Origin of the sequence: Janthinobacterium sp. (genome assembly GCF_009923995.1) — a bacterium.
In the GTDB taxonomy this organism is placed as follows: domain Bacteria; phylum Pseudomonadota; class Gammaproteobacteria; order Burkholderiales; family Burkholderiaceae_D; genus Janthinobacterium.
This window is the reverse complement of the sequence record NZ_RFSK01000069.1, coordinates 15,278-27,969: the sequence shown is the minus strand read 5'-3', so window position 1 is coordinate 27,969 and position 12,692 is coordinate 15,278. Positions and strand designations below refer to the sequence as shown.

Here is a 12,692-nt window from a genome sequence, read left to right as displayed (position 1 = left end):
TCGGACCTTAAGGTCCGACCCCAGTCCTCGACTTGCGGGTTTCAGCTTCGGTTTTGTCAGACACTGCAACTTTGCATGTCAGTCGTAAATCAGGATTCACCCATTCGGGTGAATCCCGCCGTACACTACCATTCCTTCTTTGCGGCACACGCAAGCTCAACCCGACACACGGAGCACCATGGCATTCGGCAAATGGCCCCTGAGACCCGCGCTCGGCCCCCTGCTGGCCGTGGGTTCGCTGCTCGCGCTGGCGTGGGCGTCGTATGCCTGGGTCCAGCAGCGCCAGCTCGATGAACTGCACCGCACGCTCGATTCGCGCGCGGAACTGTATGCGGCCTCCATCGGCGGCGCCCTCAACAAATATGAATTCCTGCCCCTGGCCGTGGCCCAGAGCGATGCCGTGGCGCAGCTGCTGGAACAGCCCACGCCCGACAAGGTCGCGCAGATCAATGCCTATCTGATCGACATCAACCGCCGCGCGGGCGCCTTTGCCGTCTACGTGCTCGACGACAAGGGCACCACCCTGGCCTCGAGCAACTGGCAGGACCGCAGCTCCTACGTGGGCGTCAACTACGGTTTCCGTCCCTATTTCAAGAATGCCATCGCGGGCGGCATCGGCCGCTTCTATGGCATCGGCGCCTCCACCTTCGAGGCGGGCTACTTCATTTCCCAGCCCGTGCAGCGCGACGGGCGCATCCTCGGCATCGTCGCCGCCAAGGTCAACCTGGACTGGATCGAGCAATCGTGGCGCACGCCGGGCGCGGGCGAGCAGATCTGGGTCAAGGATGCGAATGGCGTGATCATCCTGGCCACCACCCAGGCCTTCAAGTTCAAGACCCTGGCGCCCCTGGCGCCGGAAGCGAAGAGCGACATCAGCGCACAGCGCCAGTTCCTGCAAGAAAACCTGCCCATCCTGCCGCACAAGGTGCGGCGCCAGTTCGCCGATGGCGCCAGCGTGATGACACTGGAACGGCCGCAGACGGGCGAGTCGCCGGCCCTGTCCGGCAGCGCCGACTACCTGGCCGTGCACCGCGCCCTCGGTCCCCTGGCATGGCAGATCACGGTCCTGGCCGAACTGGACCAGGTCAACGGGGCGGCCCGCAACGCGGCCATGGCCGCCGCGCTGGGCTGGGCCCTGCTGCTGCTGGCCCTGATGTATGCGCGCCAGCGCCGGCGCCGCATCGCCGACCGGCTCAACGCGCAGCAGACCCTGGCGCGCGCCTATGAACAGCTGGAAATCAAGGTCGAGCAGCGCACGGCCGACCTCGTGCACGCGAATGGCCGCCTGCAGGCGGAAGTGGCCGAGCGCGAGCGGGCCGAGCAGACCCTGCGCTACGCCCAGGCGGAACTGGTGCAAAGCGGCAAGCTGGCGGCCATCGGCCAGATGGCGGCGGGCGTCACGCACGAGCTGAACCAGCCGCTGGCCGCCCTGCAGACGTTTTCCGACAATGCCAAGGTCTTCCTGGCGCGCGGGCGCATCGACGATGCGCTGGACAACCTGTCGACCATTTCCGACCTCGTCAAGCGCCTCGGCTACGTCACGTCGCAACTGAAAGGCTTTGCGCGGCGCAGCGACGATGCGCGCAAGCCCGTCAGCGTGCGCCAGGCCTTCGCGCAAACCATGCTGCAAATCCGCACGCGCAAGAATTCCCAGCGCCTGACCCTGCATGAAAGCTGGTCCGGCGACGACATCATCGTGCTGTGCAACGCCATCGGCCTGGAACAGGTATTCACCAACCTGATCACCAACGCCATGGATGCCGTGCCGGAAGGCCAGGACGTGCACATCTGGTTCCAGGCCCGCCGCGAAGGCACGCTGGCCATCGTGCATATCACGGATAATGGCCCCGGCATCCCGCTCGCTTCGCTGGACAAGATCTTCGACCCCTTCTATACCACCAAGGAACACGGACTGGGCTTGGGTTTGTCGATCAGTGCAGGCATACTGCGGGCCGCCGGCAGCGCCTTGGCCGTGCGCAACCGCAGCGCCGCGGAAGGGGGCGGCGCGCAATTTACCATCACCCTGAGCTGCGACCCGGGGGACAAGAATACAGAGACTGGGGACATACCCGATGCACGAGAATAATTTTGAAGGCATGCAAGTGCTGCTGGTGGAAGACGATGCCGTCGTGCGCAAGGGCGCCCGGCAATCGCTGGAACTGGCAGGCCTGCAAGTGACGGCCGTCGCCACGGCCGAGGAAGCGCTGCCCTACCTGGTACCCGAATTTGCGGGCATTTTATTGAGCGATATCAAGCTGCCCGGCATGGATGGCTTGAAACTGCTCGATATCGCCGTGGCGCAGGATGCCAGCCTGCCCGTCATCCTCGTCACGGGCCACGGCGACGTGTCGATGGCCGTGGGCGCCATGCGCCGCGGCGCCTACGATTTCATCGAAAAACCGTTTTCTGCCGACCTGCTGGTGGAAGTGTGCCGCCGCGCCCTGGACAAACGCCATCTGGTGCTGGAAAACATGAATTTGCGCCGCCAGCTCGAGCAGCGGGTCGGCATCGAGGCGCGCATCGTGGGGCGCAGCGCAGCCATGGCCAAGGTGCGCCAGCTGGTGCTGAACCTGGCGCCCAAGTCCGCCGACATCATCATCCTCGGCGAAACGGGGACGGGAAAAGAACTGATCGCCCGCTGCCTGCACGACTTCAGCGAGCGGCGCGACCATCCTTTCGTGGCCATCAACTGCGGCGCCCTGCCCGAATCGATCTTCGAGTCGGAACTGTTCGGCCACGAGGAAGGGGCATTCACGGGCGCGCAGCGCCAGCGTATCGGCAAGATCGAATACGCCAACGGCGGCACCCTGTTCCTCGACGAAATCGAAAGCATGCCGCTGGCCCTGCAGGTAAAACTGCTGCGCGTGCTGCAGGAGCGGCAGGTGGAGCGCCTCGGTTCGAATAAATTGATTTCCGTCAATTTCCGCGTCATCGCCGCCGCCAAGGAAGATTTGAATGTCCTGGCGGAACAGGGCAAGTTCCGTCCCGACCTGTACTACCGCCTGAACGTGGCCAGCCTCACCTTGCCCGCGCTGCGCAACCGGCGCGAGGATATCCCTTTGCTGTTCGAGTTCTTCGTGCTGCAGGCGGCACTGCGCTACGGCCAGCCGGCCGCCCTCGTCAGCGGCGAACTGGTCGCCTCACTGATGGCGCAGCGCTGGGCCGGCAATGTGCGCGAACTGCACAATGTGGCCGACCGCTTCGTGCTGGGCCTGCTCGACGACACCCTCAGCCCGGCCGGCTGCCGCGAAGCATCCCTGGCGGAACAGGTCGACACCTTCGAAATTTCCATCATCGAGGAAGCCCTGCGCCGCCACAACGGCAACGTCATCGACGCGGCCGCCGCCCTGAGCATCCCGAAGAAGACCCTGTACGACAAGCTCAAGCGCTTCGATATCTCGACGGAGCAGTTCCGATAAGCTGAGCAAATGGCCGACACGGCCATGGGGCGGCGTCCTACCCGTGCGGGCGGGCGCCTGTGTGAGAATGCAGGCTCAACCTCATTTTGCACAGGATACCGCCATGAAAACCGCCGCTCTCTTGCTGGCCGCCACCCTGATGACCGTCGGCGGCGCCTGGGTACAAGCCCAGTCGACGACGAATGTCAACCAGACGGGCAACCACACCAACAATCCCAATGACCGGGGCCAGCAATCGGACCAGTCCGACAAACTGGACAACAAAGGCAAGCTGGTGCACGACGCCAAGCCCGCCAAGGCGCGCACGGACAAGCGCACGCGGCGCGGCAAGCCCACGGCGGATGACGTGGACAAGCCATATAGCGGCAAGCCCGTGGCCGCGCCGGACACCCCGGCCGCCAGCGTCCCCGCCGCCGCGCCGCCCGCGACGCCCGTCGCGCCAGCCCGCTAAGTCCTGCCGCCAGCGCTGCGCCACATTGCTCCACGGCACGCTATCATCACGCCTTTTCAAGATAGCCAGGATGACAATGAAAGCAGCATGGTGTGGAATGGTGGCGGCCAGCGTATTCGCGGCAGCCAGTGCGCAGGCAGCCCCCACGGTGGGCGAGTGCATGGAGCTGGCGACGGGCGTCAAGTTCAGCAAGAACAATGGCGACGCGCAAGTCAACGTCGAGGAAACCTTCGAGGGCAAGAAACAGAAGGGCACGCAGCTCATCCTCGACGGCGGCGTGCTGCTGGCCACCTCCTACCAGGACATCCGCGACGGCCAGGTCTTCCTGACGGGCGCGATCCACTACAACGAAGACGGCACCGTGCGCAGCAAGAACGTCTACACGCCGCAATCGGCCATCCCCGCCAGCATGCGCCCCGGCCAGGAAGTGCGCGTGCAGTTCACGGACACGCGAACGGATACCCACTACCCGCTGGCGGGCCTGTCCGACAAGATCACCACCTCGACGCGCACGGACAAACGCGATTTCTCCATCACCTTCCTGGGCTGGGAGCGCCTGGAATTGGGCGGCCGCCGCTTCCCCGACGTCTGCAAGTTCGAACTGCGCGACGTGGGCGGCAAAAGCAAGGGGAAAAGCGGCGAGTATGTCTGGTACGCGCAGGGTTTCGGCGTGATCATGATGGACAAGCTGGACCGGGACGGCGACGTGCAGCCGGCCTACCGCATTGCCTTGACGAACATCCTCAGCGCGCCGTAACTACTTTTTGACAATACTGCCCTCGAAGGTGGCTGAGGGCGGCAATCGCTCCGCCTGATTCAGCCGCGCCAAGGCATTCCCCCGCACCTGGAACGCCACCTGCGCCACCGTCCTGCCCGCATCGTCGACGAGGGCCAGCGCGTGCCTGCCCGGCACGGGGCGCCAGCTGATGCTCTCGCTTGCCCCGCCCAGATCCTTGCCGTCGAGCACCCAGCGCAAGGCGTGGCTGCCCTGGGCCTGGAAGAACACGCGCTGCAGGGCGGGCGGGATGTCGGGATCGATGGCGAGGATGCTGTCCTCGGCCGGATACACGATGGCGGCTGGCTTCACGGTGTCGCCCACGACGGCGATGACGGCGCTTTCCGTGCCGGCAATAAACCATTCGCGGCGCGGCGCTTCCAGGGCGGGCTGGTAGGCCACCATCTGCTGCAGCACGCCGGGCGGCGCCTTCGGCGCGTGGCTGGGCACGTTCTTGTGCAGGTAATCCATGACGTCGCGCCACACGGGCGCGGCGCCCGTCACGCCCGACACGTCCCACATGGGCTTGCCATCGAAATTGCCCACCCACACGCCCACCGTGTAGCGCGCCGAGTAGCCCATGCACCAGTTGTCGCGCATGTCCTTGCTCGTGCCCGTCTTGACGGCGCTCCAGAAATTCGTTCCCAGTTCGTTGCGTAAACCAAACGTCATGCTGCGCGCGGCGCGGTCGGCGAGGATATCGCCCACGATGAAGGCGGCGCCCGGCTCCATGACACGGCGTTTGTCCCTGCCCGCCTGGCCCGGCTGCAGGCTGGCCGTGCTGTACAGCCCGCCATTGGCCAGCGCCCGGTAGGCATTGGCCAGTTCCAGCAGGGTCACTTCCGAGGACCCCAGGGCCAGCGAAGGGCCGTAGTATTCGGCCGGTTCCGTCAGGCTGGACAGGCCCACGTCCTTCAAACGGTTATAGAAGCCGTCCTGGCCCGTCAGCAGCACCGTGCGCACGGCGGGAATGTTGAGGGAACTGGCCAGGCTGGTGCGGGCGCTGACGTAGCCCTTGAAATTGCGGTCGTAGTTTTGCGGCGCATACATGCCGGACGCCGTGGCGACGTCCAGCGGCGAGTCGTCCATGACGGAGGCGGCCGTCATCAGGCGGCGTTCGATGGCCAGTTCATACAAAAACGGCTTCAAGGTGGAGCCGGCCTGGCGCGGGGCCGTCACGCCATCGACGTGGCTGCCGCCCGCATTGCCCACATAGGCGAGGATCTCGCCGCTGCGGTTATCCAGCACGATGATGGCGCCATCGTTGACATTGCGTTCGCGCAAGGACGCCAGCTGCTGGCGCAGATTGTCCTGCGCGAAACGCTGCAGTGCCCCATCGAGGGTGCTGGCGACCTGCGCGCCCGGCTGTTTCAGCAGCTGCTGCGCCACTTGCGGCGCGGGCGCCAGGTCCGCGTACAGGGCCGTGCGCTGCAGGGCCGTCTGCACGCGCTGGCCGATCAGCTGGCAGCTGCTATCCATGCGCCACTCCTTCGCCAGCGCGCAGGCGCGCCGCGTGACGGCGGCCGGCGGCGCGTTCGGCGCCCGCACGAGGCTGGCCAGGATGATGCCATCCGTCTGGTTCAGGCCCGACGGCGCCTTGCCGAACAGGCTGTACGAAGCGGCGGCGATGCCCTGCAGCTCGCCGCGAAACGACACGAGGTTCAGGTAGGCCTCGAAAATCTGCGCCTTGCTCCAGCTGTCTTCGATGGCTTGCGCCGCGCGCATCTGGTCCCACTTCTGGCGCAGGCTGCGTCCGCCCGCCTGAGCCTGCAAGTCCCCGTCCAGCTGGCCCGCCAGCTGCATGGTGATGGTCGACGCGCCCCGGGCTTTCTTGGAAAACAGGTTGTCCCAGGCAGCCGTGGCCAGCGCGGACATGTCCACGCCGCCGTGGCGCATGAAGCGCTGGTCTTCCGCCAGCAGCACGGCCTGCTGCACGGCGGGCGAGATGTCGGCCAGCGCCACCCACGGCAGGCGCCGTGCCTGCATGTCCACGCGCAAGGATTGCAGGGGCGCGCCGCTGCGGTCCAGCAACTGCGCTTCCGAGCTGCGGTTGGCGGCCTGCACCTGGGCCGGCGTCAGCACCGCTTGCGCCAGCGCAAGGTTGCACGCCAGCGCGCCGCACATGACAACAGTCAGCCTTGCCTTCACTGCGCCACCTTCACGTTCGCGTTCGGCGCTTCGCCAAACATTTCCGGCGAATACATCGCTTCGATGCGCGTGGCGGGCAGGCTGAAATCACCGGCATTGTTCAGGCGCACCGTGTATTCCACGCTCCAGTTACCCTTCGGCACGAAGGCATAGTAGGCGCGGAAGGCGTCGAAGGCCCGCTCCTCGAACGTGGGCCAGACCCAGCCCGTGGACTTTTCACCGGCCGTCAGCAGCTGCGAATCGCGGCCCAGGCCATTGCCCAGCACCGTGGCGCTGGCGGGAATCGGGTCGTCGACCACCACCCAGCTCATGTCCGCCTGCGCCGACAAGTCCAGGCGCACGCGGTAGACGTCGCCGCGCGACCACGCGCCCGCCGTCTTCTGTTCCACGGGCGTGATGGTTTTCCTGATCGTGTAGCCGCTGGAGACGGGGGCCTTGAGCGGGATGGCGGCCAGGCTTTGCACGGTGGCCCACGGCTTGCCCGTGCCGCTGTGCGCCAGGCCCAGGGTATCCATGCCTTTCGGCCACGCCTGCAGTACGGGACCGACTTTCGCCGCGCCATTCCACACGAGGGCCTGGGTGTCATTGCCCAGCTTGACGGCGCTGGCGCCCGTCACGGGGGTGGATTCGAACTTGGCCGAGAACTTGGCGATGGCCAGGGTGCCCCAGGCATTGGCCACCGTCGTATCCCAGCGGCCCTTTTTCTGGCGCCCCATGCTGCCGCGCACGAGGCGGCCGATGTCGTCCTTCCACGCCGGATTGTCCAGCACGGCCAGCAGCAGGCGGTTGGCGTTGACGTCGCCCGACACCATCAGCCACCACCAGTTATCCTTGCGCTCCGTGGAGAAGCCCATGGTCGTGCCCTGGAAGTTCAGGCGCGAACGCAGGATCTGCTGCGCCTCGGCCTGCAAGGCATCGCGGCGCGCCAGGCTGGGCGTGCGTTGCAGCAACAGGCTCCAGTCGATGACGGCGGACGTCGGCCACAGGTTGGGGCTGATGCTGATGCTTTCCAGCGCATCGGGCGGCACCTTGCCGGAACGCGACAGCGCTTCCAGGGCCGCCAGCTTGCGCACGGCCAGGTCCGTCGTGGCCAGCGCGGAGCGGCGCACGATGCGTCCCTGCACGAAGGCCGTCAAGGCTTCCTCCATGCGGTTCTTCGTCTGTTCGGGAATCGCATAGCCCGCTTCTGCCGTTGCCGACAGCACGTAGGCCGTCAAGCTGTCGCTGCCCTGCTCCATGATGGGGAAGTATTTCAGCATGCCGTCGCCGTCCAGGTAGGCGGGCAGGCTGGCGGCCAGCTTGTACCACGCCTCCTGGTCCTGCAGGGCGATGGCCTTGGACGTGTTTTGCTCGAAGCAGGTGTAGGGGTAGGCGGCCATGTATTCGCGCACGCCGGGCAGCTCGCCGCCCAGCTTGGCGACAAAGCTCGTCTGCAGGCCGCCCCGGCCCGGCAAGGCGCCGGCCGGCATCTGCACGGACAGATTCGTCGGCTTCTCGACCTGCAGCAAGGTGGCCTGGTAGGTGCGCACGGGCGTGGCCTGGCCCACTTTTTGCGTGATTTTCAGTTTATCGCTATGGTTTCCTGCTTTCGCGACTATCTCCCACACGATGCTGCTGGCACCGGGCGGCACCTGGTAATCCCAGCCCACTTCGCGCGCTTCGCCCGCCGCCAGGGTCAGGCTCTGGCGCGGCAGCGCCTTGCCGGCCGCGCTGGCATTGAGGTCCACGTTCAACGATGCGGCCGAGGTGTTGCGCACCGTAAAACCCGCGCGCAGCTGGTCGCCTTCGCGCACGAGGGTCGGCAAGCCCGACATCAGGATCAGGTCTTGCGAACTGCGGATATCCGTGCTGCCCGTGCCAAACAATTCCTGGCCCGCGCTGGCGATGGCAACGATGCGGAAGGCCGTCAGCGAGTCGTTCAGCGGCACTTGCACCGTGGCTTCGCCCTTGGCATCGAGCTTGACGGTGGCTTTCCAGAACAGCAAGGTGTCGAACAGCTCGCGGCTGGCGCCCTTGCCGCCGCCACCGCCGGCCGGAAACGCCTTGCGGCCGAAATGGCGCTTGCCGATCACCTGCATCTGCGCCGTCGCCGTTTCCACCTGCAGGCTGCGCTGTGCCATCATGGTATCTAACAGCTTCCAGCTCTCGTTGGGCATCAGTTCCAGCAAGCCCGCATCGACGGCCGCCAGCGCCACTTCCGCGCCGGCCGGCAAGGGCTTGCCATCGGCGCGGCGCACGCGCACGGACACCTCCGCCTTGTCGCGGGTCTTGTACACCTCCTTGTCGGACACGACCAGCACGTTCAGCTCATGCGCCTGCCAACCCACGTTCAGGGGCGCGATGCCCATCTTGTAGGCGGGCTTGCCCAGGTCGACCAGGGCCGTGGGCTGCACGCCATCCACCCTGCCCCGCACGACGAACACGGACACATACACATTGGGCGCATAGTTCGGTTTGACGGGGATTTTCACGACAGGTTCCCGGCCATCGAGCTGGCGCACATAGGTATCGAGGATGCCTTCGCGCTCGACCGTGATCAGCGCCGTGCCCGAGCGGAACGGCATGCGCACCTGCAAGCTCGCTTCCTGGCCCGGCTCGTAGCGTTTCTTTTCCGGCAGCACGTCGATACGGTCGTTGTCGCTGACGTTGAACCACCAGTCGCCGCTGCCGGCCACCCAGGTTTCGCGGTTGGCGACGGCCGCATTGCCGGCACCATCCTGCGTGCGGGCGCGCAGGATCAGATTGCCGCTGGCGGGCGCCTTCACGTCGCAGATCAAGAGGCCCTTGCTGTCCGTCTTGCCATTGCAGGCAGGACCCAGCTTGACCACTTCGCTGCTGTTTTCATACGCATAGAAGCCGCCGATCAGGCGCCGGCGGTGCGAATAGCTGTTGCGCTGGAAGAAATCCACGGCGACGGGAGCGTTCGCCACGGGCTTGCCATCCGTGCCCAGCACGGCCACGGTGAACTTGAAGGCATCCTTGCTCAAGGCCCAGGCATCGGGCTTGATGCCGATCACATAGTTCGATGGCCACAGGGGCACGCGGGCGGCCACGGAAGCCGTCTCGCCATTCGCATCCTGGAAAGCCATTTCCGCCACCAGGTCGCGCGGCGTGCTCAGCTGCGGCACCTGGTCGATGACGATGCGCGCCCCGCCCGCCTTGTCCAGGGTCAAGCTTTGCGTGCGCGCCGCCGTCGCGCCGGGGCCGCTGCCGCCATTGCCTTCATCCTGCCACTCGCCTTCATCGTCGTCGTAGCCCGTGCCCTGTTTCACCAGGCCTTCCTTCACGTCGCCATTGCTGAAGCTGTATTCGGGATAGTCGGCAAATGTCACGCTCTTGTCCTGCAGCACCGTGCGCAGCTTGACGGGGGCATTCGTGGCGGCGCCGCCGGCCAGGTACGTGATCTGCGCGTCGAGGGCCACCTGCTTCGCCTGCACGGCGGGCGTTTTCGGCCCCTGCAGCACGGCTTTCATGGTGGGTACGCGGAACGCTTCCACGCGGAAACTGCCGGACGGACGGCCCGCCATCGTCACGCTGTATTCGCCCTGCTTGGCGTCGGCGGGGATGACCCAGTCGCTTTCCGCCGTGCCGCCGGCGGACCAGCGCAAGGGCAACTGGTAATTCTGGTCGCTGCCCTGGTGCGTGATGACGACGGAGGTGGCGCTGCCGGGGCCGTTGTTCTTGTCGACCAGGCTCATGCCCTGCCCCGTGTGCTTGCGGATGAAGTGCTTCATGTGCACGGTTTCGCCGGCGCGCAGCAAGGTGCGGTCGAAGACCGTCGCCAGCAGGGTGTTGTCGGCGCGCGTATCGTCCGTGGGCAGATTGAAGCGCCAGGCTTCGATGCCGCCCACCCAGTCCGACAGGGTGAACGTCATGTCGCCGCCGCTGCGCGCACTGATGAAATAGCGGCCATTGTTCTTGCAGCTGGAATTGGCCAGCTCGCCGGGAATGTGCGCCACGCCGTCCGCGCCCGTGGCGCCCTGCCACAGCAGCTTGCCGGCGCAGTCGCGCACGGCAACTTGCGCCTTGGCAACGGGCGCGCCCTTGTCCAGGGTCGTCACCCACACGAGCGACGATTGCGCGCCATGCTTGAAGTGGGCCGCCAGGTTGGTCACCAGCGCGGCCGTGCGGATGTATGCCGTCGTCGGCTTGCCCAGCAGCACTTTGCCGAGGATGGGGCTGGCCAGCTCGACCACGTAGAAGCCCGGCTTTTGCAGCGGGATGCCGATCACTTCAAAGGTTTTCTTGCCATCGGCGCGGGGCAGGCTGATGGGCCGCGTGCCGGGCGCGTCGGCCAGCACGGACTTGCCCATGTTGCCCGCATACTGGGCGTAGGGCTGCCAGTATTCGCCCCCTTCGCCATTGCCGGCCAGGCGCTGCATCCATTCGATGACGAACTTGTCGTCATTGTCGGGCACGCGCAGGGTGGCGCCCGTGGCGGCAACGGATGGGTTCGCGATTTCCTTGCCCGACAGCACAGGTTCGATATTGCGCACGGTCACGGGCAGCAAGCCGTCGCCCTTCGCTTCGATGATGCCGAACGGGGCGGGGAATTTCAGCAGCGGCGGCTGTTCGCCCGTGCGCACCGTCATGGGAAAGCGCGCGCGGTTGAGCAGGCTGCGGCCCGCGTCATCCTTCAGGTTCGGCGGCAGGGTCAGGACCAGGCTGGCCTGCACGGGGAAGGGGCCATTGAAGGTGGCACCCTGCAGGAATTCCGCCTTTTCCTCCTCTTTCTCGATGGTGGGCGCATACGTCTTGCCGCCGCCCGTCAGGCGCATGGCGCGCACCTGCGCCGCGCTCACGGGCGCGGAAAACTGCACGCGCATGGGCAGGAAGGGGATGCACTGCTCCTTGGGATTGCTGCGCTCGCAGCTGAACCTGGCCGTGAAGTCGGGCCGCGTCTTGAAGTGCAGGCTTTGCGCCTTGTCCGTGGCGATGCCGCTGGCGCTGGCGATGCCCTCGCCCCACACGAGCGACACCTTGGCGTTGGCGGGAAAGCTGCGCTTGCATTGCAGCACGGTGACGGGCAGCGGCGGCGCGCCCTTGCTGGCCACGGACATGCCCACTTTCCACACGGCGCCCCGCTTCTTGAAATACACGGTCAGGTAGCGGTCGACGAAGTTCTTGCGCAAGACCAGGACTTGCTCCAGCTCCTTGCCCTTGAGTTGCCGTACGGGGATTTTTTCATTGATGCCATCGGCGCGGCAATACGCGTTCGCGGCCACGCTGGCCTCGTTCGGCACGGCATCGAGGCCCAGCACGAAGATCTGGTTTTCATCGATGTAGGGCTGGCCGTCGTAGGGCATGGAGTCGACGATGGCCGGTCCGCCCGTGGAAAAGCGGTAGGATGCCGTGCCCTGCAGGGCCTGGCCCGCCAAGTCCTTCAAGCCCGGCTTCAGGGTAAAGCTGCACGCCACGCCGGCCGGCAGGTCGCGCTCGAAATCGTAGTTCCAGTTGCGCTCGTCGGCCCAGCGTCCCGCGCCCGCCACGACGGCCGGCTCGGCCTTGCCGCAGTCGATGGCGAACGGCGCGGGCAAGCCCATGTCGCCGAAGGGCACCATCGGCGTGGCGAACTGGGCGCGCACCTGGCGCACGGCCTTGACCGTGCCGCTCGGCGAAAACAGGGCCACGCCGCTGTCGGCCCAGGCCGGCGACACGGCCGCCAGGGACAGCAGCAGCCCGCAGGCGCCGAAGCGGGTCAGGGACAGGACAGGGGGGAAGCGGAAGGCCTTGGGCACGGGGTGACTCCTTGATGAAAAGTGGCCGAGCTGGCTGCCGCGCGCAAAAGTTGCCCAGGAGAAGCCTGGTAATTCAACAGAACGCGGCAGGAATACAACATCAATGTAATATTAGTTATCAAGCTCATCATTGTTGCTAATATACAGTGGCAAGCTGGTAA

6 protein-coding genes are annotated in these 12,692 nt (G+C 66.0%); 4 read left to right on the top strand and 2 right to left on the bottom strand.

The features are described from left to right. Positions 1-178: 178 nt before the first annotated feature. The 4 genes from EBS11_RS24325 (at position 179) to EBS11_RS24310 (ending at position 4,627) form a co-directional block, all read left to right on the top strand. Positions 179-2,086, top strand: a complete 1,908-nt coding sequence (locus tag EBS11_RS24325) for an ATP-binding protein (RefSeq protein ID WP_290607323.1) — start codon at positions 179-181, stop codon at positions 2,084-2,086. Beyond that, a complete protein-coding gene (locus EBS11_RS24320) occupies positions 2,073-3,419 on the top strand; it encodes a sigma-54 dependent transcriptional regulator (RefSeq protein WP_290607321.1) in 1,347 nt (448 codons plus the stop codon). Before EBS11_RS24325 ends, EBS11_RS24320 begins: the two co-directional genes overlap by 14 nt. Before the next feature lie 103 nt (positions 3,420-3,522). After that, complete coding sequence (locus tag EBS11_RS24315; protein ID WP_290607320.1) at positions 3,523-3,870, top strand: hypothetical protein; 348 nt, start codon at positions 3,523-3,525, stop codon at positions 3,868-3,870. A gap of 76 nt (positions 3,871-3,946) precedes the next feature. Further along, positions 3,947-4,627: a hypothetical protein gene (locus EBS11_RS24310; protein ID WP_290607318.1), complete on the top strand. Its 681-nt coding sequence runs from the start codon at positions 3,947-3,949 to the stop codon at positions 4,625-4,627. On the opposite strand, the gene pbpC is transcribed toward EBS11_RS24310, so the two are convergent. Next, entirely contained in the window at positions 4,628-6,769 is a 2,142-nt protein-coding gene (gene pbpC / locus EBS11_RS24305) for a penicillin-binding protein 1C (RefSeq protein ID WP_290607316.1), read from the bottom strand. Positions 6,770-6,789: 20 nt separating this feature from the next. Next, positions 6,790-12,531: an MG2 domain-containing protein gene (locus EBS11_RS24300; RefSeq protein WP_290607314.1), complete on the bottom strand. Its 5,742-nt coding sequence runs from the start codon at positions 12,529-12,531 to the stop codon at positions 6,790-6,792. Positions 12,532-12,692: the final 161 nt, after the last annotated feature.